Source organism: Acidaminococcus sp., from assembly GCA_022482815.1.
Lineage (GTDB): Bacteria > Bacillota > Negativicutes > Acidaminococcales > Acidaminococcaceae > Acidaminococcus.
Map to the genome: position 1 here is coordinate 2,241,958 of JAKVOM010000001.1, position 25,056 is coordinate 2,267,013.

The following is a 25,056-nucleotide window of genomic DNA, read 5'->3' on the forward strand; positions in this document are numbered from 1 at the left end:
ATCTTTTTATATTTTTTAAGGCAAACCGACGTCAGGAGGTTTGGCTACGGGGTACCTTCTTCCAAGCCGCCCCGCTCGTGGCGGCTTCGGAAGGAGGAGAATCGCAGTCGCCGCTGACAAAGGAAGCGGTGACGAGTGCGATGGAGGATAGCATTTTTAATTTATTTGCCAAGGCGGAGCCTTGGCGACTATATCCGTGCCTTCTTCGAGCGTCAGCGAGGAAGAAGGAGGGACCGCTTGCGGGGGATATTCAGTTAGATAACAGGTAAGGGTAAATAAGAGAATAAAAACAGCAGCACTCCTGAAGGTAGCCAAATCAAAGATTTGGCTCAATGGAATTAGGACGAACCTTTATCGTACCCATTCCTGTTCCTGCGTTCTGAATGAATACCCACCACGGACGGAAAGCGACTACGTCGCATTCCTGTGGTCCCTCCCTCTTATTTTTTTATCAAAAAACAAGAGGGCGAAAGAGCTGCTGAAATTTCCAATAGTACTTTTAGAATAATGAAACGTTTAAAAAGGAGTTACAAAATAATAAGAGGGTCATCATCCACCGCAAGCGGTCCCCCTTCCTCAATGTCGCGCAGCGACGTCGAGGAAGGTCCCTAAAGAATATACCGCAGCGATCTTTTTATATTTTTAAGGCAAACCGACGTCAGGAGGTTTGGCTACGTTGAACCTCCTTTCACGACGCTTCGCGTCGTCGAAAGGAGGAGAATCGCTTGCGATGGAGGATAGCTTCTTTTGCTTTTAAATCGTAAATTCCGCAAACTCTTTCTTTGTTTTCTCGCCTTCTACTTCATTCTGCGCATACGTAAACTCATCCGACTTCATAAAGTCTCCAATACTCTTCTCAGGATGCTGGTACACGAGGTCGAGCAATTCGATAAAGTCACGGATAATCTCACGCGGCGTAATATGCGAATCAGCGCCGACACGAGCGTATTCGAGTTTGATAAACGTCGCCAGATCTGTTTCCTTCACAGTCGTCTCATAATCATACAGCGTGCTGTGAATATCCCGCAGCTTCTCCGTCAGAATCAGCATTTCTTCCGGTGTGAGCGGCTGCAGGTAAATGACAGGCGCCATAAGGTCTTTGACTTCCGTGCTGAAATGCCCGGACGCCAGGCGCGAACGCAGCGCTTCATAGCTGTAGATACCACGGCGCTGGTCTTCGACACACTGCGGCGTGCCGCTCATCAAAATACCCAGATAATGAGCCTTGCCCTGCATCGTATCATTGAACATAGTCAGGATCTTTTCGTAGTTATTCTGTCTCGACAGGGCATTTGGGATCTTATAGATATTCACGAGTTCATCAATGAGGATAAAGAGGCCCTTGTATCCGGCCTGCTTCAGGAACATGGCAAAAACCTTCAGATAATCATACCAGCTGTCATCGCTGATAATGACGCCGACACCCAGTTCCTGCCGCGCTTCGGTCTTCGTATTGTATTCCCCGCGGAACCATTTGACGACCTTAGCCTTCGTCACTTCGTCGTCGTCGCGGTACGCGTTATAATACAGCGTCAACAGACGCGCAAAATCAAAGCCGTGCACCAATTCATTCAGGGAAAACACGACTTCCTGGATTTTCTTTTCCACGGCAAGCGACAAATTCGGATCCGTCATGGCAAAATTGCCATCCGTCATGACCTGCTGCTGCACGCGGCTGATCCACCGGTCCAGAATGAGCGTCAACGCGCCGCCCTCCGGTTTCGTCTTGGTCGACATATTGCGAACCAGTTCCCGGTATGTCGCAAGCCCCTGCCCTTTCGTACCGGATAAACGCCGTTCCGGAGAAAGATCCCCATCGACCACGACAAAATTCTTTTCCAGCACGTAATTGCGGATGGTCTGCAGCAAAAAGCTCTTGCCGCTGCCGTACCGTCCGACAATAAAACGAAACGAAGCCCCACCGTCCTCAATGACCGAAACATCATGGAGCAGCGCGTCGATTTCGTTTTTGCGGCCCACCGTAATATAAGGCAGCCCGATACGCGGTACGACGCCGCCCTTCAGCGATCCAATGACCGTCCGGGCAATGCGTTTGGGAATTTTCATGGCTTAATCGTTCCTTTCAATTCTTCGATATAATCTTCAATCAGCTCGGGTCCGTCACCTTCCGTGAGGACCGTGTCGCTAAACTCATCATACAATTTTTCATTGATGCTGTCGATAAGGAGGGACGCCATCAGGCCCTTCCCCGTAATCCAGTGCCAATCTCTGCCATAGAGCAGGCACTGCAGGAAATGATACTCGTCCTCCGACAGCCCGTAAGGCAGTTCTCCCGCAGTAGCAGCCTCCGCTGTTTCACCAGGTGTTTTCCCCGCAGGCTCAGCATCAGATGCTTCGGTCTGCTCTTCCGCAGCCTGTTCTGTTTCCTGCACTGCAGGCATTTCCACCTCGTGTACAGCCACTTCACGCTGCGTTTCTTCCGCAGCAGCCGGTGTTACCTCCTGCGGTGCTTCCGCATCTTCTACGTCACTAAGCATCTCTGCAGCCGGATGGCCCGACCGTTCTTCTTCCGTCATCAGCTTATCCCGCGTCGTCTCGGAGTCCCGGCGGATAGATGACAGCCTCGAAAGATCGATATGGACGTGGCGCCGCTGTTCCAGCTTCTGCGCCTCCAGCATCTCTTCATACGTCTCATCAAAGATCCGCGTCAGATATTTTTTCTCAATAGGCACGACGAGAGGATACTTAAACTGTACCTTGTCCCGCAGATACGCGTCCATAGCCCGCAGGATTTTCCGGAGCCGCACCAGTTTCCGCTCATTCAGCACGCGGTGCTTAATCATAAAAAAACTGCCCTTGCAGGAAACCTGGCAGCGCGGCGTCAGTTCATACGTAAATTCCGGAAGATGGGGTTCCGCCACAAAAATTGCCGTCGCAAAAAGAGACAGCCATTCATACGTTTCGTCGTACACATAGGACTCCCAAAACGTATTCTGCCGATGGCGCCTGCAGTATTCAATAAACTTCATCGTAGCATGGGCCGCAAAATAAGATAACCACTGTGGATTCTGCTTATAAAGGCGCGACTTCGTCAGGCAGTTCTTGCCCAGCGTGTCCACAAGCGCAAAAAGATCTTTCGGTGCCAGAGAATCTGCATCTGCCACAACTTCCAGTATATCATTACCCGGAAGGAATAGATTCTTTTCCTCTTCCGTCCATAAGGACAGCGGCAGGCGGTAATAAATCATATAATCGGGAATCCAGTGCACCAACTTACCGTGGATTACACCGTCCCGTTTCCCGTAAACCTGGTCGATACGGCGCAGCTTCCGGAGACCATCTTCCACGTTCTCCGTGCCGACCTGGTTCAAGAGTTCATAAATATGGAGAAAAACAAACGTCGTCGGAGCCTCTTCCGTGCCTCCCTTGCGAAAACGCGTCCGCCAGCCAAAATAGCCGCGAAGCTCCGCATCGGTGAGCGAAGCATACGTGGGGAAATAATGACGGCACGGCCAGGGATACGCCGTATCGTCTTCATAGTCTACCGCCGCCCGCGCTTCCTTGAGAAACGCTGCAGGCGGATAGTCGTATACCTGATACTGTCCCAGACACTTCCGTTCCATCTCGCGCAAATGGCGCAGCGTCTCCGGCAGCTCCACTTCCGTCTTCCGCTTCGGAATCGCCTCCGACTCGTATGTAAAAGGATGGTCGCCGTCCGTCCTGAAAATTTTTCTCTTTCCGTACATGGACAGCGCCTCCCTTCTCCATAAATCATAGTAAACAAACATATATTCGCTTTCTCCATTATAAAATACTTACGAAAAACGTCAAGAGGGGAGGAAGAAAGAATAAAGAAGCTGTGGCGCTTCGCGCGAAAAGAAGCTGGAAGCTGTGGTCGCCTTCGGCGACGGGCCTGCGGCAGCGAGGAAAAAGGCGAAAGAGCGGCTGAAATTTCAATTAGTACTTTTAGAATGATGAAACGTCTAAAAAGGAGTTACAAAATAATAAGATGGTCATCATCCACCGCAAAGCGGTCCCCCTTCCTCAATGTCGCGCAGCGACGTCGAGGAAGGTCCCTAAAGAATATACCGCAGCATTTTTTTATTTTATTTTCTCTGGCAAACCGACGAAGGAGGTTTGGCTACGAAGAGCCTTCTTCCAAGCCGCCCCGCTCGTGGCGGCTTCGGAAGGAGGAGAATCGCTTGCGATGGAGGGATAGCTTTTTTTATCTTTTTTATTTTCTGTTTCCGATGGACTCTGATGCAAGACAGTCGCAGATGCGCGGAAGACCGGATTGGGGCCACGAAGTCGTACAAAAAGAGGTACGTCGAGTGGTCACAAGACGGTCTGACAAAGCAGATGCGGCTGGATTCTTCAGAGGACATCGGAAACTACCCTAGATAAAGCTCTGCACACGATGCGTGCGAGACCTGTCGAGCAACAGAGTGGGCAGGTGCTTTTAAATTATAAATGCTTTATACTATATACATACACTATGCTTAACTGGAGTAATCGATAATGTCACACCTAATCCGCAGCATCCTCATTTCCATACTGACTTTCCTCATCTCCGCCGGTATTTGTTTCGGCGTGCCTTACTGCTTCGCCGAACCCAACTACTGGCAGGATAAGTATGCCCTCATTCCGGCAGCGCTCTTTGCGCTTATGGTTTATTTCAAAGAGAAAAAATCCACCTGCCTGATCCACGCTTACTGGAATGGTCTGATTTACATACTTCCTCTGGCACTTCTTTTCTGGCAGCCCAATGCCAAAGTGACATACCTGGAAGGTCATTCCGCCCTCGTCACATCCCTCATGGCAAGCATGGCGCTGACGCTCTTACTCACATTCTGTAAGAGTACTGCAAAGAAATGGCTGCACCGCACACTGACAGTGCTTACCGTCATCATTGCCCTAATCCTGGAACTCTTTCCGCTCGGAGCTATATTCTACGCTGTCCTGAGCCACGGCCGGCCGCTCCTTGCCGAAATTGTCCTGACCCTGTTCCAGACGAATCTCAACGAATCCTGGTCCTACATCAAGACGCAGCCTGCTGAGAACTGGATCATGGCCACGGCTGCCCTGCTCCTTTTTGGCGGCATCGAAGCCTATCTGCTCAATAAACTCCACAAAGAAGCGCAGCCTATATCCTCGCGTCCACTTGCCATAGCTTTCATCGCCCTTTTTGCTGCCTCTGCAGGATTCACCATTTATTATGGTAAGGATTATCCCGTCGGCATCACCCTCAAGGAAACCGTGGAATCCTTAGGAGAATACTACGAGTATGCCCAGGCTAAGACAGAGCGCATGGAACGCCTCGAGAATCTGAAATCACTTACCATCGCCCAGGAAGCAAAAGGCCTACACGTCCTCGTCATTGGGGAATCGGCGACCAAAGACCATATGCATACCTACGGCTACAAACGCCCGACAACGCCCTGGCTTGATGAGTTCAGCAAAGAACCCGGCACCCTGCTCTTTAACCACGCTTATTCGAATCACGTCCATACCGTGCAGTCACTCACCTATGCCCTGAGTGAAAAAAACCAGTACAACGATATCGAGCAGGAAGATGCCAACTCCATTATCGAAATCGCCAAAGCTGCCGGCTACGATACGTGGTGGATCAGCAATCAGCGCCTGTTCGGCGTCTGGGATACACCCACATCGGAAATTGCCTCTACCGCCGACCACCAAATCTGGCTGAACGGACACGCCGGCACCGGCGTCAGTACGGACCACTACGATGGCATCATTCTGCAGCATCTCCCCAAGCTTACGACCGCACAGCCCACGCTCATCGTCATTCACCTCATGGGAAGCCACAACGATTACGAAGATCGTTACCCCAAAGCGAATGCGCCCTTCGAAGTCGAAAATTACCATACCGATACCTATGACAACAGCATCGCTTACACCGATTACGTCCTCAAAGGCATCTACAAATGGTGTGTGAAGCAGCCCCATTTCGCCAGCTTCATCTATATGCCCGACCACGCCGAAGACATCGATCACTTTGAAGGACACGAAATCACGCGATTTACCTTCGACATGACTCATATACCCCTCGTCATTCACTTGTCCAAAGAAACAAGAGATAACAGACCGGGCTTGTACCTCACCCTGGCAGAGCACATCGACAGCTACTGGACGAATGATTTGCTCTATAACCTCATGCTGGATACTCTCGGGATAGAGAATGCGCCGGTGGTGGAAGAGAAGTTGGATATAGCTTCTCCAGAATACAGTTTGCGAAAAGACGAACTTTGGCTGCTGCATAATAGGAGAAGGTTAGAGGAATAAAAAATCTATCATTCCCCGCACTCGTCAGCGCTTCCTACTGTCAGCGCTGACTGCGGTGGATGATAGAATGTTTTTAATTCTTTTTCCCTTTTACTTCCACTTTTAGTCCATTCACACCAGAATCGCACACTTTTACTTTGATTTCATGTATAGTATCAGTATCTTCAATATCTAATTCTTACAACAGGAGGTACTCATGATCAAAGTAAAAGATGAAATTTCAGACGAAGAATATGATGAGCTGCAAAAACATGCCAGAAGAATGCGTAAAAGTATGACCGTCCACGAGAGGATTCTATGGTTCCAGTTTTTAAGGAAATTCCCGGTTCGATTTGTGCGGCAAAAAGTCTTATATCACTATATTGTCGATTTTTACTGCGCAAAAGCTAAGTTAATCATAGAAGTCGATGGAGTTCAACACAGCGAAGAGCAAAATACGGCGTATGATGCGCAGAGGACTGCTTTCCTACGTACGAAAGGGTATGAAGTAATGAGATTTTCGAATTTAGAGATTCAAACACAGTTACAAACGGTCAAAGCAGAAATAAAGAAAAGATTAGAAGAGAAGTTGGGGATAGAAATAGAAGAGGAATAAAAGGAATTCTATCATCCCCCGCAATCGTCAGCGCTTCCTACCGTCAGCGCTGACTGCGGTTCCCCTTCTTTCGAAGCCGCGGAGCGGCTTGAAAGAAGGTCCTCTCTCGCATTTAGATAGCAAAACATTCTACATTTTCTTGGTCGGTGGGCCAACAACAAAAGTGTAAAATCACCGATGCTAAATTTTTAAAGACCTTCTTTCATTTCACTTCGTGAAATCGATACAAGGGGAACCGCTTGCGGTGGATGATAGAATGTTTCCTCTCTTCTCCATACTAAAAAGGGGCTGTCGCAAGTGACCGATTTTTAATCCCTGAAATAACTTGCTAAAGACCCCAAATTGCCTTACTTTTTAGTTGAATATGTTTTGAGATGAAAAAAGGGCGCACGAAATTAAGCAACTCTAAGTTGCTTTTTTTCGTGCGCTCTTTTTGTATCTTTTAGGCCTCTTTTTTCAGCGGATATAAGTGCAAATCCTCTTTGCCGTCTTGAACTTTGTGATGGACCTTCAGGACATTCCGTGCCATGGCACATATTCCCACTGTTACCAGGGCATTTCCTTTGCCTCGGGTTTCTAGTCTTCTGACGTTTAATGAATCCTTGAGATCCGCAAAGGCTCCTTCTGCCTGTATACTGCGGTTCATCCTCAGTTCCTTACCATATTCGGAAGTAATGTTCTTCAGGGATTCTGCCCTCAATGCAGCAAAATTCTTCGAGACCACTAATTTCTTGTTTCTTTTCTCCATGGGTGTCCTGCAATTGTTCCCATGGATGCACTGTTCCTTGTAGGGACAACCGCTGCAGTCCTTACATTCGTAATATGTTTTCTCTGACACATATCCTGACCGGTTCTTTACCTGGGTTACTTTACTGACTTTCAGCAGTCTCCTACCTTTACAGATATACATGTCTTGATCAGGCAAATATGTCATGTTTTCTGCTTTGCCGATGTCGTTCTTATACTTTTTCCTCTTGCTTCTTTCATAATTGTTAGGCTTGATATATGAAGTATACTGATTCTTCTTCAGCCAGACCAAGTTCTCTTCGCTTTCATAGCCTGCATCGGCTACAATGTTTGCAAATTTCTGACCGAAGTGGGCTTCAAATCCTTCAAGAAAAGGAATGAGTGTCCGCATATCTGTTGGATGTGCACTCACATCTGCAAACAAGGTAAAACCGGAATTGTTGGCATATTGGACATTGTATCCCGGCTTTAAGGCGCCATTAAGCATGGCGTCTTCTTTCATCCTCATAAAGGTAGCATCCGGGTCTGTTTTGGCAAAGCTGTTCCGTTCCCCACAGATGTGAAGCTGCTTCGTATACACCTTAAGCCGTTTGAGATAGTTAGCTAAAATCTCATAGTACTTCTGTAGAATGGTCTTTCTTTTCCCACATCCGTGAACAAACTCGATCCCTTCAGCCCGCTTTATGACAAGCAGTTTTTTTAGGAGCTTCTTTAAATGACGGATGTGGAAAGTGTTTCCGTAACAGACCTTGATTCCGAAACGTTCCTCGATTTCGGGAACCAGTTGCTCCAGTTTCTCTATGAGTTTGTTCTGGCTGCCTAAGACTCTGTTTTTCCAAACAAATTTGTATTTGTTTGCCACAGATTCAATTTTTGTCCCATCGATGAACAGGCTATCCAGCGTGATGAAACCGCGAGCCAGCAGCCATTTATCCATCTGAATCATGAGCTCCTTGATACATGGTTTTAGATGGAGGGAACAAAATCTTGCAATGGTTGCATTATCCGGAGCTTTTTTCCCATCTAAGAGGAACATGAAATGAGTGTCTCTTTTACAGGATTGCTCTATCTTACGCGAACCACGAATTCCTTCCATACATGCATAAATGACGATCTCCAGCAGCTGAATTGGTGACGTTAATTTATTCTCGACATGAGAATACGTGTCATACAATGCCTTTACATCCATCCCTTCTACCATGGCACGCACCAAGCGAACAGGATCGTCATTAGGGATTTGTACTTCAAAATTTAGAGGAAGAAAAAGTTGATAAGAACTGCCAATTTTTGTATAATCCTTTTGTGTAGGTTTGTTTTTTGGCATATTTAAATTCTACACCAAGGCGCGGTCTCATTCAATGAGGCCGCGCCTTGCTTTTACCTTGTTTTTGATACAAAAGGGGCCGTCGCAAAATGCGACAGCCCCTTTTATTTCATCACTGATTCCCTTTTTCACTCGTGACTTTCACAGTCTTCTGGTTTACTTCCTTACTATCCTTTTTATTGTCTTTTTCTTTCTCTTTATCCTTCTTCTCTTCTTTTTCCTTTACTTCTTTCTTTGCCTTTTTCTTCTTCCCGTAGTTGAGATCATTCAGCCGGGCGGCCAGGGTATCGGCGGATTCGTCGCCGGCAACGCATGTGATAATGGGCTGAACGCCCAGCATGACCGTATTGCCATCGGCATAGGCGTTAGGAATGACTTTATTATTGTGATACGCTGCGGCCAAATTGCCCAGCACGAAATAACTGCGTTCCTTACTCGACATACCGCCCGCTGCGACCGGCATGACAAACTGCTTTTTATTGACGTAGACGACGCCGTCTTTATCCGTCACATGCTTATTGCTGTATTTATAGAGCTTCTTCACATAGTTCTCACGGCGCTGCGTGCAGGTCGGATGGTCGCTCCAATGAATATTCATATCGCCGTACTTTTCAAGGAACCTCTGCCAGCAGGCTGCCGTCGCTCCGGGATTATAGTTCGTATGCGTAATATAATCAAAAGCCAGGTTGTCAGCTTCCCATTCCTGCGGCTTCGTCAGATGCACATTCTGTGTATAGACATAAAGCTGATTGATAGCGCCGGACGCCAGACCGCCAGTAGCGGCATCGGCCATACCGGCGACAATGGCAGCATTGATGGCGCTCTTTACGCCATGAATCGGATGTTCCTTCTGACCATGGCCCAGTTCATGACCCAGGACGACTGCGATTTCATCATCATTAGCCATGAGATTTAAGATACCTCGCTGTATCGTCAGGTTGTGCCCGATCGTACAGGACGCGTTTGGTTTATCATTGGCACTCACATAATAGTTATAAGGTTTCTTATCGACCGTCGGATCCACCGCACGGATGCCGGCAATGACGTTTGCCATAATCGTATCTACTCGATTATTGATAGCCCAGTCATAATCAGGTGCCTCTTCTTTCTTCATTTCGGCAAACCATTTATTGCGGCCCTCGTCCGTATTGTTGTACTTCTTATAGACCGCCATGATCTTGTCCCGGTACATCGTACCAATGACTGCCGTACCCAGCACATCACCAAGGATGCTGGCTTCTGCCGGTTGTGCCGGAACCATACCGATACTTAACGTAATCCCCAAAAGGCCCGTCGCACACAGCTTGCCTAACCGGCGAAGTGTGCGGTGAGAGCGTAAAGTGTGAAGTAACATTTTTCCAAAATCCCCTCCCCAAGGAAATTTCGAACTATAATTTTAATTATTATTTTAGCGCGAAAAGATGGCGGGGTAAAGGAAAAATGAAGTGGTTAGCGGTTAGTGTTTAGTGGTTAGTGCGCTAGTGCGGGCAGCTACCAACGCGGATTCTTGAGAATGTTAGCAGCAGGCAGTTTATTCAGGAAATAAAGGCGCTTTTGGCTTTTAGCATTTGGCATTTAGCCTCGCCTGCGGCAGCGTGGTAGAAAATAACAGAAAAAGAAAATAGATGGCCATCATCCACCGCTAATCGGAAGGCCTAAAGGCGGCCTTCCTGCGGTCCCCCTTCCTCATCTCACAAGTGAGGACGAGGAAGGTCCCTAAAAAAAATACTGCAGGTATTCTACATTTTCTTTAGGCAAAGGAATCTCCGGCTACATGAAGACCTGTAAATCTTCTGTAGTGCTTCGTCGATACAAAATATAGCAGGCCTGAAGTTCATAGCAGAGACCTTCTTCGACGTCGCGGAGCGACATTGAAGAAGGGGGACCGCTTGCGGTGGATGATGTCCCTTTATTTTTTATTTATTTTTTAAGGCAATGCGAAGCATTGGCTACGAAGAACCTTCTTTCACGACGCGAAGCGGCGTCGATAGGAGGAGAATCGCTTGCGATGGAGGATAGAATGTTTTCCCTTCCCCCTACTTCAAACAATGTGCCGGATATAAGGCAAGAATCATCTTGCCGTAAAAATCGAGTTCAGGAGACCACCTAGCTTCTTCAGCCCATCTCACAAGTTCCTTATGCTGCGGATGTTCAGGATCGTTATATGCTTTCATAAACTCCCTGTAGCCGTCTACTCCACCCACGTCCTGGGGAGGCGCCTGCCCTTCCGCTTCAATACGTTCCGGTGAATATTTATCATACGATGGCATGGTCTTTACATGCTCAATCCGGAAAAACCAATCGTCCCCAAAGTCATAATTGTAATAAGCATGCGTATGGGGCTTAAAAAGGTCAGACACCGTATGTTCCGCTTCGGGTGCCCACTTATCGTAGCGGCCACCCTTAAAAATCTGGGGATCTCCGTAATAAAACGCCGACCGTCTTTCTTCCCGGCCCCCTTTAGCCACCTTGAAGAGCGCAAACTGATGCAAATGGCCGCCCATGATTGTCGGCGCATAAATCGCCCTCATCACGTGACTTAGCGCATCAAGCGGCAAATCTGCCGGTACAATCACGCGCCGAACAGCTTTATAAGATTCCAGGTCGAGGGTAATCAGAAGCTCGTATGCCTTATAATTCCGGACAGGCATGCCAAAATGCTCCTGCAGTTTCTTTTCCATCAATTCCTGCGGTGTAAACACGCTTCCCCTATTTATCATTTTTCCTTCATGGTAGAGTACTTGATTGACTCGCAGATCAAAATCCACCGGATAATCGAATCCGTTATCCGTATATGTGTAGTAAAGATATCTAGCATCCGTAGCCTGTTTGTTCAAACGCGACGTCATAAGTTTACTGTGATTCGGATGGTAAGAAAAAGTGCCTCCCTCCTTTAAGTAGCCATCATAGACCTCAGGACGCAGCCTAAACTTTTTAAAAAGTTCCAGAATACGATCCTGAAGCGTCAGTAATGTCTTCCGGATACTTGTTTTTCGCACCTTAGGAATTACAATCACAAGGCGCATTGCCTCGTTCACAAAGACCATCGTATCCCCTTTAGCCCTTGTCTGGTAGAAAGGAACCCAATCCGCATACCAGCTGAACAACGGATCCACAGGACCTTCAGGTTCCGTGATTGTAAGCTTCGGGCACGCGTCCCGCATCTTCTTCGTTAAGAAAATATCCATAGCTTCACATCCTTTTTGAGAGAGCAGGAAAGAAAAGTCTAAACAATTTACTAAAAATCCCAACATCATTTTAAAGCATTTTCATTATATTACAAAATAAATACACATATAAACTAAAAAAGTCCCACAGTGGTCCGCAGTGCGTTTCCGCCTGATGCGTTGTGGGCTCTCTCGAATTAAATTATACAGGAAATGGTAATATAGTCAAATTGAGATGGAAACATAAAAAGCATCACAGATGCGCTGCAAGGTCTGTGATGCTCGTGGTTCTATTTATTGATTTTCTTTTTAATCGCAATAAAGATTCTGCCAGAGATATAGCTGGATAGCAGCAAGCCAAAAAGCAGTAAAAAGTAGTTCGGAACACTATCGACTTCAAATTGGAATATGGCATCGATGAGGAAAAAGAGCCATCCCCAGCATACAAAATAGAAAACGCTGGAGATAAAGTAAGAAAATACTTTATCGCAGGCAGCATCATTGGCCGGCGGAAAAGCTCTTCTCATCATATAACTGACAATGCAGCCTGGCAGCAGAATCATACAAACGAGACTTAAATCAAAAAACTCCCCTAAGATACCCATGTGACCTCCTGCTGTTTATCCTTTACCGGTTATTTCACATCGTTACGAACAGTCTACACTAGTTATGGCCCTTTTTCAATTTACCGACAGAAGGATGCTTGCTCTGTGCTATAATCATACTATCTCACACATCGGAGGTCTTCCATGTACATTATAAAATTCATCTACCAGTGGCTCCTGCCGCCTGGTATTTTCATTTTACTTGCCCTGTTCGGCACGATCTACGCGTACCGTCACCACAGTAAATTTCGCCATGTCCTGCTTGCTGCGACACTGCTGGCGTATTTTCTCTCCATCCGCATAGGATCCACGCTCCTGGTACGCCCGCTTGAAACATGGTACCAGCCGCCTAAAGATATTAGCGGCGATGTATTGCTCATGCTGGGCAATGGTTCCGTTGACAATGTACCGGACATCGATGGCACGGGCCAGCCGTCCGGTACGATGGCAAAGAGCATGCTGACCACCTTCCGCCTGCAGAAAGAAACAGGTCTTCCCGTCCTGGTGTCCGGAGGTACCGTCTTTCAGGATACCGGCACAGAAGCAGATATCGCGCTGCGCATCTTTCGCCAGATGGGCATCCCGGATGATAAACTCACAGGGGAAAACAAAAGCCGCAACACCGTCGAAAACGCCCGCTTCTCGCACGTAATCTGTGATGAAAAACACTGGAAAAAGCCTATTCTCCTCGTCGTCGCTATCCAGGCACCCAGCTCTGCCATGATCTTTCAGCGTGAGGGCCTTAACGTCACCGTCTACCCCACCCATTATCGCAAGCCTGGCAGCATCACCTTCGATCCCGTGTATGACCTCGTTCCTCACGCAGATAACCTGGAAGACAGTTCGATGGCGATTAAAGAGTATTTGGGGATATTAGCATTAAAGGTTCATGCACAGTAAAGAGTAAAAAAGCTATCTATCATCATAGACAGTTCTGTCCGAGGTGAAAGATAGCTTCTTTTTTATTTTTTTGCCAAAGCGGAGCTTTGGCGACAACATTCGCGCCTTCTTCGAGCGCAGCGAGGAAGAAGGGGTACCACAGTGGGCGTCGATTGACTTGGCAATCGCGCACACGGCCGTGGTGGATATTCAGTTGGATAACAAGTGGGAATAAATAAGAGACTTAGAAAACAGCAGCACTCCTGGAGGTAGCCAAATCAAGATTTGGCTCAATTGAACCAGGACGACCCGTGATCGTACCCATTCCTGCGTTCCGACTGAATACCCACCACGGACGGAAAGCGACTACGTCGCATTCCTGTGGTCCCTCCCTCTTAGTCGCCAAAACCAGGCGACCAAGAGGGCCTGCTACGGCTATTTTTGTGTTATTATTGAAAACCGAAAGTTTATGCCCACAGAGACCTTCTTCGACGTCGCGGAGCGACATTGAAGAAGGGGGCCCGCTTGCGGGGGATGATGTCCCTCTTATTTTTTTATTTTTTCTTTTGGCAAACCGACGAAGGAGGTTTGGCTACGAAGGACCTCCTTTCACGCCACTTCGTGGCGTCGAAAGGAGGAGAATCGCTTGCGATGGAGGATAGCTTCTTTTTCTCCCCCACTCACGTCAAATGCTTCGGCGCATTCGACACCGCACTCTCCAGCTTCGCCCTCTCCTCCTCACAAATCCTATTCGCAATCTCCAGCACTTTCCCGGTGATCCACATATACGCCGTGGTGCCTTCTCTGTAATCGGCTTCGGCGAACATGTTGATGCGGCCGTCTTCTCTGAGTTTTTCGACTTGATGGAAGGCTTCCTGGCTGCCATGGGGATAGATGGCAAAGGTGGCGCCGCCGTATTTATTAATGAGTGAAAAGGCGGGCACGTCGCTGGGGCCGTCAGCAATGTAGATCATGTTTTGGAATTTCACTCTGCGCATTTCTTCCGGGACTTTGGCGTTCACGTCGAGTTCTGGCTGCTGCGGGATGCCTTTGTTGATTTCAAAGAGGGCCCGCGTTTTGGTGGTGTTATCAATGGTGTAGCCGACGTCGGCAATCATGCTGTGCTCAGCGTTCTCATCAATCATATCACTGTCGATGAGTTCGCAGCCCCAGTAGTGTTCCAGCAAAGGCGCAAGCTCCGATCCTTCAATGATCTTCTTGATGCCCGTACTGACGACATAGTTTTCGACTTTGATGCCGTATTCTCCATATTGCTTCGGATGTTCTTTATCCAGGTTGGCATGCTCTTTTAAAATATCTTCATTAAGATAACGGATGAGTTCAATGGCACCCGGGTAGAATTTCAACTTCTTCCCGTAGCCTTTCAGCTTCTCGTTATTCAAGTCGTACAGTTTATGCTTCCTGGCATAGTGGATCAGATAGTTCAGGTAGACCGTATCTTTATTGACTTCCACGCCTTTTGCCTTATACTTAGCGGGCAACGCACCTACCTCTTTCCAGAATTCTTTACTGTTGATTCCATATTCTTCAAAAAACGGATCCTGCATATATCCGTCAATGAGTGTCTTGTCAAAATCCCAAATGACTGCAATGACGTTATTCATAACTCGCCTCTCACCTCGTTTAATATCGTATGCGTTACAATTCTTCCAAGCCATAAAATATTTCTGTATCCATTCTAGCACACTTGCCCCTATATTGCAGGATAAACCAACTTTCAGTACAAAATTTTACTCCTGATAACGCAAAAAGAGCTGTAAAGAAGATTCCCTCACGAACCCTCTTCACAGCTCTTGTACTTTTCTTATGATCCAGACAAAGCCAAACTCGAAGCCAGCAGAATTCTTTCTCAAGAATCCGCCAATGTAGCGGCCATCGCGGTTGTACTAACCACTCTCCACTAGCCACTAACCACTTTCCGTCTTACAGCTTCGCCACTAAATCCTTCAGGTAGGCTTTGAATTCCTCCCCAATATCCTCTCTCCGCAGTGCAAATTCCACCACGGTCTTCAGATATCCCATCTTATTGCCGGCATCATAGCGCTTGCCTTCGAAGTTATAGGCATAGACGCCGCCATGATGGGCCTGAACGCGCAGGGCATCGGTCAGCTGGATTTCTCCGCCTTTACCGGGCTGCGTTTCTTCAAGGATTGCAAAAATATCCGGCGTAATGACGTAGCGGCCCAAGGCAGCAAAGCGACTCGGTGCTTCTTTGATGGACGGCTTTTCAATCATATCCTTGACCTTCAAGAGGTTCTTATCCTTCGTCTCCACGCCATCGATAATCCCGTAGGAAGATACCTGTTCCGGAGCAACCACCTGGCAGCCGATAATGGTGGTACCAGTCTTATAATACTGATCCATCAGCTGACGCAGAGCCGGTTCCCTGGTCCCGGTATAGACGATATCATCGCCCAGGATAACACCAAAAGGCTCGCCGTCAATAAAATCCTTGGCACAGAGGATAGCGTCGCCCAGTCCTCTCATATGCTTCTGACGAACGTAAAAAATCTGGATATCGGAAATCTTGCGAATTTCCTTCAAAAGATCCATCTTACCCTGCTCGTAAAGGTGCTGTTCCAGCTCCGGAGCAGAATCAAAATGGTTTTCGATAGAACGTTTAGCATGACCGGAAATAATCAAAATCTGCTGAATTCCGCTTGCCATGATTTCTTCGACAATATACTGAATCGTCGGTTTGTCTACGATGGGCAGCATTTCCTTCGGCATGGCCTTCGTGGCCGGAAGGAAGCGGGTACCAAATCCTGCTGCCGGAATCACTGCTTTGCGAATTTTGTCCATACTCTTCTTACCTTTCTTCATTTGATGATTGGTCCCCCAGAAATTAAGAAATTATTTTTCCCCCATTACCTGCACCCATGGGAATCACAAGTGCAGAACCTGTCATACACCTCGTTTATAATAACACATTAAATTTTTTCGTTCAATTATAAACAAGGCTTCTGTTTAACTGCATTAGTATGACTACGATTGTCTTATATACTCAGAATACTCCCATTTTCCCGTGAGGACCCAGTATTCGTAGGTATTAAGCCACGTACAAATCCATGGAATAAAGGTTCTTGAGAGGAACATATCCCGTTGCCACTCACCTAATCCAGGAGCGTATACACATAGCTGGAAGCCGTCCTCTTCACTCTTTGGATAAAGATGATGGGGATACCGTCCATCATATTTTTGCAACTCAGGACTTAATAACCATACTTTTGGAAATTCAGAGAGTGAGTATGTAATTTTGAGTAAGTACTTATCAGAATACTGAGATGGCTGCAGTGTCATGTAACAATACAACTTGGATCGATTAATATAAATCTTTCTTATTAACTTGCCGAACTTTTTTTCTAAATCTGCCTTCTGCATTGCTACACTTACTGGTTTCAAACGTACTTTGGACATCATTATGACTTAATAACCGTAATGGTGAGAAGCAGGTATAGAAACCGTCCCCAGCGCCGATAAATTGCCTGTTTTTGAGTCTATTTTAAGCTTCTGACTTTCGATGTTTTTCCGATCTTCCCTTGCCTTTTCTTCATATACCTGCCGCATAGTTGGTTCACCAAAAACATTCCCTATATGTCGGCCCATCTCAATAGAAGTTAAATCAAACAAGCTTGCATCAGTCAAATCCTCTTTTGCCTTCTCAATCCATTCAAAAAAGGCATGCGCACGATTTGGATGAACATTCCACTTATCTGCAAAATTTTCCCCACTATAGCTGGGATTTTCAATGAAAAACTTTCCATTATGAAAATGTGCCATAACCCATGGTCTTGCTTTATTTAAAATACTACTCAAGGCTTCATATACAGTGTCTTCTTGGTTATACAAAGATGTAGCAATTGTTGTAATGATGATAGAAATCGGCTTATCATCTTTTCGATCTTTTAGAGAATCAAACATAACATCCCTATGCCTTTTTAGCAGTTGGATTGCTTTCTGCAATGGCGTTTTAATTTTTTGCCGCTTGATTTTTTCCAGAGTAGCTTCATCCATCACATGGTTTCTGCCCAAACCAAAGTCTCTATATTCTGCAAACGCACTATCGGTAGTAAATACCCGTTCTCTATAGGCTGCTGACCTATTATAAAACCACTCTCTGTATCCCTTAGGATTGCTTCCAAGATACCTGTAAGTGTCTAGGGACTCATTGTGGTCGGTAATCATTATAAATGCCCCAGAAGAAGCTGCGGGAATCACGTCCATATGGAAATTGGGAACATGCTGATATTCAACATGCCAACAACGCCTTTTTTCTTCAATATCGCTTCGAGTTGGTTTATATCTAGTCAAATATCCTTTCATCGAATATTTCAACTCTTTCGCACTACAGATACATGGATTCTGCAACTCACAAACCATATCTAAATCATAGTCATCAGCATTTGATATGGGTCTAACTACAGTTCCTAAGGCAAAGGAACCTTGAGGATAAACCGAATAACTTTCACCCGCGGCATTTTCGTTCAACCAACTGCCAAAATTTTCATATTCTTTTTTTGCCCGATTAAACATATCATCTCCGATGTCAATATGTTTAAGTACTCTGCCGTAAATTTGATTCATACGATTATTTGTCATCACTATTCCTCCATATAGCTCAAAATAGTTCAAATAAAATTGTTAGAAAATTTCATGTCCTTCCGATTCAAAATTTCTAGATTGATTGCTTGATTGTTGATAAACAAAGAGCTTCGCTAAATTGCTCCTTCCACGCATAGCAGATGCGGATTGAGCAATACACAAGTTCGTCTTTGGATTAGTAGTTGCAAACACATTTAACCGAGAACCAACAGGCAATTGCTGAACTGCTTCAAGAACATCATCTACCAATTTACTGTGGTAGCGTCGACCAATAACCCGTCCTGAAAACACACTAAGCCAAATTGTAGGAACATCCCTTTTATTCTCGGGTAATTGATTGACTCGTATCCCGTAAGTCTCTTCAAGCACAAGATTAAATTCTCTACAATTACTGCTCAGGGCAAGCTCCTTTGGCTTAGTAAATTTAGGTAAAGTTTCATCCAATGGGAATAATTCATCATTAATGTAATAATGCTCGAAAACATGGTTGAGCACCAGTTTATACTGTAAATAAATGGGAACATTTCTCAAATCACAAGATTTAATTCCAAAAAGCCATCGACAAACTCTATACCACCATAATGGATAGTCATGATAAAAATTTTTTGTATTTAAAACATAATTTGAGTTCCATCTGTATAAAAGAAATAAATATAAAAATAACCTCACAATGAACTTAACTGACCAGCAGAAAAAGTTTTCTGAAGGCATTAACGCAAAAATTACAACTTTTGCCTCATCTGAAAAACCTGAACTTTCAACAATACCAAGCAGGCCAGTGAATTCCACTAAAAGTGGCCCAAACCCAACAAGTACAACACCTAAAATAACTTGTGAGATTTGCCTGAAATTATCTTTAAATTTATCTGCCACCTATACTACATCCCCTCATATAATTTTTATAATAGTATATCCGTATATGTAAGCTTTTATTACTCGAACTGAATCTCCGCTTGTGATTTCACATGTAAACGAGTACGTACCTCAATATCCACATCTTGAACAATCCAGCCGCGTGCTGTGCAGCTTTGAATGAATTCCTGAATCCGGTTTTTCCCATCCAATGCTTTTAAGGTGACCACAAGACCAAAATTCAGCCACTCTCCATGCTGCCGGGGCTGTCGAGCTTTAGTCTTTACACTGATTCCCCAAAGGCCACGTTCTCCTTTTAACCGAGGGCGGCGCGAGCGACCTTTTTGCGTTTCTAAAGTTTCAGAAATAATTTTTAAATTATCCCATTTCCTATAAAACTTTCGCACGGTTTCCTCTGGTAAATTAAGAAATCCCGGTGCTGCCTGGCAGTTATTTTGGATATCGTGAATTCCAGGTACGCTGCCTTGACGAGCAACAGGCTTCATAGGGCCAATATGAAGATCCAGTTCTGTATCTGTATAATCTACACCCTGGTTGCGATTACATTGTGTAAAGTAGCACAGCGATACCCGTGCAATATAGGGATGCTTGTCATTTTCAACAGGGACAGGCAAGCCATAATTGTAAGTGTCATATTGGAAAGCAGTTTCAAGAATAAAAAACTTAATCTCATCATCCTTTGACTGCAATACATCCGTTATGCGAACCGGAACAACGCCATATCCGGTAAGAACTGAAGGCTGCGTGCTTCGATTCCAAGAAACGGCAGAATCAACAAGTAATGCCTTGGCAACTTCCCGAGGAAGATTCATAACATCCATCAAATACGCCATCTTACGTGCAATCCAGGGAGCTGCATAAGAAGTACCAATACCAGGTCCTGCGCCTTCAGAAGAAAAGACACGTAAGGGTTGCCTTTGAGTACCTCCGTAATAACTCACGTCTGGTTTATTGAAAAAGGATAATACCGGACCGCAACGTGTGTATTCAGCAGGGGTACCGTCCAATTCTACAGAATTCACGACTATAGAATTGATGGAATCAGCTGGAGCTCCGATTTTAACCGGCTTAGGAGTGTCATTTGTCTTATTAGTGCCCGCAACGACAAATACTACATTATATTTGGATTGCAGGTCATCCAAAACAGCTGCTTCTGGGGATATAAAATTTGGATTAATTTCCATCCCCGATCCCAATGACAGATTCCAAACGTGAATATCTTGATTTTGTTCTACAATTTCCTTAATTTTCTTCATCACAAGGAAAGAACTGAACCTCTTAGTTGCCACCCCGAAGTGGCGAACTCTAAAGCGACCGCAGCCATCATCAAGGCCAGGATTCAGAGATGGTCCATCGACAATTAAAGAGCAGATGGATGTACCATGCTTCTTATCTTCAGAATTCGGGCGTATATTCTGCTCTAACATTAAATGAGAGTCAACCCACTCATGAAAATAGACTCTATCATCGAAAGCCGTATCAATGACTCCAATTGTAGGTTCATTTCCAGGATGTGGAATTCTCCACTCTTCTGGCACAGAGTTAAACAAGGGTTCTACTGGCAATGTTCTTAGGTCCGTAACACCCATAGCAACCAAAAAAGGTGCTCTTCTCAAAATCATTGCATATTCAGCCTCAGTCAAAAAATAGGTATGATTCCCTAATTTTTTGCTTATGTCCACATCTATGCCCAAATAGGTAAAGAGATCATGCTCATCAGCCTCATTATTGTACAAGCTGACAAGAACACTACCGTGCAATGACGGGGCCGATTCTTCTACTCCGAATCGTTCGATGTAGAAACTGTCGATAACAATGTTCTTAAAGCGGGTGTAGGACAAGACACTACCATCCTTATGTTTTGCAATGACCTTTGAAAAGTTTTCTTTTATCAAACTTAGCTGTTCCTCAGATATGGAAGTCAGTTTATTTTGCTCCAAGCAATAAATACTCACATCCAAAGCCTTCAAAGCATCCTTTACTTGATCCGTGGAAAGGCAATGGGTAATAATATGCTTTTTCAAATCCGGAGTATATTTAGCCCCAACGACACTTTTATTGTTTTGTTCAGGCGCTTTAAAGAATATTCCCTGGATACGATTGCTCTTAGCAATAATCCGGTCATAATAAACGCTAATTAGTGGATGACCAGGCATGTTGTATTGCTGCCACGCTGTCAAAGTCGACTGCAAAGAATTATACAAATTACGTAAATGCTGCGCAGAAGCCGTTTTTCCTTTAGGAAGGGAGCGACCACCGCCAGGCTTCCGGCTGCGATGCTGAAATTGCCCTTTGAGCTGCAACAAATGGTTCACTCAAATTTCCTCCTTCTGACATATACTAGTAAATCTAATACGTTGCCTCACTGACGGAATATAACTCTAATCCTTACTCAACCTTAGCAACTTTACTTTTGGAGATACCTGTCAGATCCTCAATTTCACGTACAGAAAATCCTTGATTCTTAAGGGTTCCTACATCCATCTTGCGTGAGACAAAGTTTCGATATAACTGGCGCAAATAGTCCACTTCCTCGGAAGGGTTGCTGAACGCTACAGAACTGCGAATAATATTTTTTAACTCACCAGGATAAGGAAGCTGTGTAGGTATACTAAGAATCTTGCGTACTGTCCTGATATGATGCTTTTTTATTCCAACCTTTAGCAAGGAATCCTGAATCATCTTTTCGGCAATATCCTGCAAATCTTTTTGAGTATAGCGGTCAAAATTACAAGCAAAGTCAAAGCGCCGGAGAAAAGCCTTATCAAGTTTTTCATAAAGATTCGTCGTCGCAATCAACACAACTTGGTCGTTCAACTCATCAAGCCCTTTAAGAATGGCTGAGGTTGCCCGCCCCATCTCCCGTACATCCTGGCTATCAATCCGATTTAAGGCAATTGCGTCAATTTCATCAAGCAGTACCATTACCTTCTGTGGATTAATTAATTGATTGAGCGCTTCAAAGAGCTGTGCAATATGCTTTGCAGTCTCCCCTAATTTGCTATCAATTAGCATGTTAAAATCCACGACGTATAAATCCTTTTGTAAAATGCGGCCAATTTGTTTCGCCGTTTCAGTTTTACCCGTACCAGGGGCACCGTAAAATAAAAATCGATGCATTCCTAATTTGCTTCCAATGGCATTCAAAATACCATGAACATCATCCATAACAGCATCAGGCAGAGCCACCATATCATTGGCATACAAAACCCGACGGGAAAAAGGAATTGTTATTTCCTGACCATACGAAACATTTTGAGCCTCAAATACAGTAGTATCTGAAAGTAAGCCCGATATATATAAAGCTAATTCAGTATCTCCCAAGCGATCAAATTCGCGCGCTATCGAGGCTGCTGTTGTACGAAAACCAGCCTCATCGTGTTCTACATGATATCGAATCAAATCAACAATATCTGCCTTTTTCATTTCGCTGCCTCCTTTTTATTTACATCCTAGCACCATGAGGACATTTTGTCAAATAAATGGACAAACTTTATTTTTAATTTTTAGTTGGCCTTAGTATATATATATATATAAAGGCCATTGCTTTTCTCTCCAACTGTGAAGCCGGATACACTAATCATATCTCCATCTATAGGCACGAACCAGGGCACTATTGTTTAACAGAAGTGTGAACATAAGGATAATCAAAGGGACCGCGGGTCGCTCATAGAAGAAAAATTGCCAGGGCATTTTTCTACGAACATATAAAAATAAACCCTAAAATTTAGGTTATCTTCTAAATTTTAGGGTTTTATTATTTTATATGAATCAAAAGCCTTACCACAATACTGCAGACGAGGCTAAATGCCATATGCCAAAAGCCAAAAGCGCTTTTTAATTTTTTACAGCCCCTTTGATCTCAATTATCTCTTCAAGTGTCATTTACCATTAATAGATTGTGCTAGCATTACGCTTCTCCATCACGCACTTTAAGGGCATACATAAAAAACGGGTCATCAGCTTCTTCCACCACCCAAGCTTTATTCCAAGTACGGTCTTTGTCCAGGCAATACCAGTTGCCATTGTCATAAAAATAATGATAATGCCAAACACGTTTATCTCCGAATTTTGTATTCACGCTTTTAGCCGTCAAATCCACATGATAAGAATCTGACCAATATATGTCGCCTACATAATAGGCCCATGAACCGGAACCACCGACCCACACATCGGCAGCTTCTGCAATGCTCGTAACAGGCAGTCCGCTTACCATGGCGCTCCCTTGTACTACGGTAAGTCCCAGTACGACTGCAGCTGCAAATTTCCGGAATTCGTTTTTCACATAAAAGACCCCCTTTCGATGGTTTTTGCAATACTCTTACTACATGCGGTGCACTTTTAGTATGGCATAAATCTCTGCATCATAAGTCGCCTAATTATGCCTGTTAAAAGAATTATTCTGCCTCATCTGGCCTTAGATCAAGTCCGCACTCTTCTTCCATTTCTTTTAAGGCTTGTGATACAATGGTATCCAAGCCATTACACAATGTTTTTTACAGTTCCTCCTTTACTTCAGGTTGTTGGTCACAACTTACGTTGTAAAGGAAGCTGAAAAAAAATGTAATGGCTATTTTAGTTGAGCTAAATTTGGCGATTTCAGATGGCCTCTAATTGGTCATTTCAGTTGGGCTGTTTTTGGCGATTTCACCTGGTCCCTAACACCCTTAATAACTTCTCCCATTGTACCATGCATAAATCGGTGTAAGTTTACCGTCTGCACGGACTTTTTTTACCACCTTCTCGGAATTCTTTTACCACCCCACCGCACTAGTAGGCCATTAAGAGATTCAGCCAAAAGCTCTGCCGGATGGTTGAGCCGGCAGAGCTGGTTATTTAGTTTTCTTTAAAGTATAGATAAGCTTTAGCTTTGAGTTGCTTTCAGGCCATACCGTTCTCTCATTGAGATACGGCCTTCAACCATAATTACGTATGAGTTATGGATAATGCGGTCCATAATAGCATCAGACACAGGGCTTGCAGATTCGGGGTTCGAATCAATCCTGGTATACCAGCCATCTGTGCTGTACTGGGTGCAGAAAATCATAGAACGTTGGCAACGAGTTTCTACAATTTCTAATAGATCATAACTTTCCTGCGGTGTTAGGGGGCGTATAAGCCATTCATCCAAAATGAGCAAATCAACCTTTTTGTAATTGGACAGGCATTTCTTTAATTCACCGCCGCTTCGGGCAATATTCAACTCATCCAGCAATTCTGGCATACGAATATATCGTACTTTCTTGAATCGTCGGCAGGCAGCGTTACCAAGAGCACAGGCAATGTAGGTTTTACCATTGCCAGAAGCTCCTTCCAGAATAATATGGTGTCCCTCGTCTACAAATTTGCAGCTGGATAGGCGTAAAATCTGTGCTTTATCCAACTTTCTATCTTCGTAGTACTCAATTTCTTCTACTGCGGCAGCTGGGGCAGAAAAATTTGCATTCTTAATGAGTCGCTGTACTGTATTCGTTTGGCGTCGGTTCCATTCGGCAGTCACCATCAGTCCTATTCGTTCCTCAAAGCCAAGCTCATTAAAGGTTGAGTCTTGTAATTGGTGGGATAATTCATCCGCCATAGCGGTCATTCTCATCTTCCTAAGCATCTCTACGGTTTCCTGGTCTATCATTGGCGGCCACCTCTATCCTTACTGAAATACGAGGCACCGCGTGTAATTCCGTAGTTGTTTGCTGCGGCTGGCTTTTTCTGCGGAGCGTTTTTAACAGGTTTATCTTGGTCATTTTTTAAAATGCTGCTGACGTTACGGACGGACGGAGTGGCCTTGTAGGCGAAAATACGTCCACAAGCGTTTTCAAGCCGTACTTTCCCGTAACGTTCTTCCAATTTCCTAAGGCTGGAGCAGGCTTTGTAGCCCTGTTCTGGGGCCTTTCCGCTGGTAAGGAAATACTGCACAGTCTTTTCTGTCATGGGACCAACAGTCGTTGCCCAACGAGTGAAATCATCCGTATTGTAGGTCAG

The 25,056-nt window shown here is 45.1% G+C and carries 18 protein-coding genes; 3 read left to right on the forward strand and 15 right to left on the reverse strand.

The window, feature by feature from the left end:
• Positions 1–753: 753 nt before the first annotated feature.
• Together LKE33_09665 and LKE33_09670 are read right to left on the reverse strand one after the other, a co-directional pair.
• A complete protein-coding gene (locus LKE33_09665) occupies positions 754–2,067 on the reverse strand; it encodes an ATP-binding protein (protein ID MCH3951183.1) in 1,314 nt (437 codons plus the stop codon).
• On the reverse strand, positions 2,064–3,707 hold the full coding sequence (locus tag LKE33_09670; GenBank protein ID MCH3951184.1) for a TerB N-terminal domain-containing protein: 1,644 nt from the start codon (positions 3,705–3,707) through the stop codon (positions 2,064–2,066). Before LKE33_09670 ends, LKE33_09665 begins: the two co-directional genes overlap by 4 nt.
• 772 nt (positions 3,708–4,479) lie before the next feature.
• Between LKE33_09670 and LKE33_09675 the strand changes: the two genes are divergently transcribed.
• Together LKE33_09675 and LKE33_09680 are read left to right on the forward strand one after the other, a co-directional pair.
• Positions 4,480–6,264: a phosphoethanolamine transferase gene (locus LKE33_09675; GenBank protein ID MCH3951185.1), complete on the forward strand. Its 1,785-nt coding sequence runs from the start codon at positions 4,480–4,482 to the stop codon at positions 6,262–6,264.
• Between the two features lie 196 nt (positions 6,265–6,460).
• Complete coding sequence (locus LKE33_09680; protein MCH3951186.1) at positions 6,461–6,859, forward strand: DUF559 domain-containing protein; 399 nt, start codon at positions 6,461–6,463, stop codon at positions 6,857–6,859.
• Between the two features lie 442 nt (positions 6,860–7,301).
• Here LKE33_09680 and LKE33_09685 read toward each other — a convergent pair whose 3' ends face one another.
• From LKE33_09685 to LKE33_09700, 4 genes are all read right to left on the reverse strand, one after another.
• Positions 7,302–8,930, reverse strand: a complete 1,629-nt coding sequence (locus LKE33_09685; protein ID MCH3951187.1) for an IS1182 family transposase — start codon at positions 8,928–8,930, stop codon at positions 7,302–7,304.
• 112 nt (positions 8,931–9,042) lie between these two features.
• The gene (locus LKE33_09690; GenBank protein MCH3951188.1) at positions 9,043–10,284 is read right to left on the reverse strand and encodes a M48 family metallopeptidase; all 1,242 of its coding nucleotides are present in this window, start codon (positions 10,282–10,284) and stop codon (positions 9,043–9,045) included.
• A 682-nt stretch (positions 10,285–10,966) separates the two neighbouring features.
• A complete protein-coding gene (locus LKE33_09695; GenBank protein ID MCH3951189.1) occupies positions 10,967–12,118 on the reverse strand; it encodes a plasmid pRiA4b ORF-3 family protein in 1,152 nt (383 codons plus the stop codon).
• Between the two features lie 269 nt (positions 12,119–12,387).
• Positions 12,388–12,702 carry a hypothetical protein gene (locus LKE33_09700; protein MCH3951190.1) on the reverse strand — a complete coding sequence of 105 codons (315 nt, stop codon included), beginning with the start codon at positions 12,700–12,702 and terminating at the stop codon, positions 12,388–12,390.
• 144 nt (positions 12,703–12,846) lie between these two features.
• Between LKE33_09700 and LKE33_09705 the strand changes: the two genes are divergently transcribed.
• Positions 12,847–13,602, forward strand: coding sequence for a YdcF family protein (locus LKE33_09705; GenBank protein ID MCH3951191.1), 756 nt, complete (start codon positions 12,847–12,849; stop codon positions 13,600–13,602).
• A 659-nt stretch (positions 13,603–14,261) separates the two neighbouring features.
• Here LKE33_09705 and LKE33_09710 read toward each other — a convergent pair.
• The 9 genes from LKE33_09710 to LKE33_09750 all read right to left on the reverse strand — a co-directional run bounded on the left by LKE33_09710 (position 14,262) and on the right by LKE33_09750 (position 25,005).
• Positions 14,262–15,206, reverse strand: a complete 945-nt coding sequence (locus LKE33_09710; protein MCH3951192.1) for a haloacid dehalogenase-like hydrolase — start codon at positions 15,204–15,206, stop codon at positions 14,262–14,264.
• Between the two features lie 319 nt (positions 15,207–15,525).
• Positions 15,526–16,404: a UTP--glucose-1-phosphate uridylyltransferase GalU gene (gene galU, locus LKE33_09715; protein ID MCH3951193.1), complete on the reverse strand. Its 879-nt coding sequence runs from the start codon at positions 16,402–16,404 to the stop codon at positions 15,526–15,528.
• Between the two features lie 624 nt (positions 16,405–17,028).
• The gene (locus LKE33_09720) at positions 17,029–18,201 is read right to left on the reverse strand and encodes a nucleotidyltransferase (GenBank protein MCH3951194.1); all 1,173 of its coding nucleotides are present in this window, start codon (positions 18,199–18,201) and stop codon (positions 17,029–17,031) included.
• A 42-nt stretch (positions 18,202–18,243) separates the two neighbouring features.
• Complete coding sequence (locus LKE33_09725; protein ID MCH3951195.1) at positions 18,244–19,077, reverse strand: hypothetical protein; 834 nt, start codon at positions 19,075–19,077, stop codon at positions 18,244–18,246.
• Positions 19,078–19,136: 59 nt separating this feature from the next.
• Positions 19,137–21,392: a S8 family peptidase gene (locus tag LKE33_09730; protein MCH3951196.1), complete on the reverse strand. Its 2,256-nt coding sequence runs from the start codon at positions 21,390–21,392 to the stop codon at positions 19,137–19,139.
• Positions 21,393–21,465: 73 nt separating this feature from the next.
• Positions 21,466–22,503 carry an ATP-binding protein gene (locus tag LKE33_09735; GenBank protein MCH3951197.1) on the reverse strand — a complete coding sequence of 346 codons (1,038 nt, stop codon included), beginning with the start codon at positions 22,501–22,503 and terminating at the stop codon, positions 21,466–21,468.
• 484 nt (positions 22,504–22,987) lie between these two features.
• Positions 22,988–23,362 carry a hypothetical protein gene (locus LKE33_09740; protein ID MCH3951198.1) on the reverse strand — a complete coding sequence of 125 codons (375 nt, stop codon included), beginning with the start codon at positions 23,360–23,362 and terminating at the stop codon, positions 22,988–22,990.
• A gap of 579 nt (positions 23,363–23,941) precedes the next feature.
• Positions 23,942–24,706, reverse strand: a complete 765-nt coding sequence (locus LKE33_09745) for an ATP-binding protein (GenBank protein ID MCH3951199.1) — start codon at positions 24,704–24,706, stop codon at positions 23,942–23,944.
• Entirely contained in the window at positions 24,703–25,005 is a 303-nt protein-coding gene (locus LKE33_09750) for a hypothetical protein (protein ID MCH3951200.1), read from the reverse strand. The genes LKE33_09745 and LKE33_09750 overlap by 4 nt, the downstream gene beginning before the upstream one ends.
• Positions 25,006–25,056: the final 51 nt, after the last annotated feature.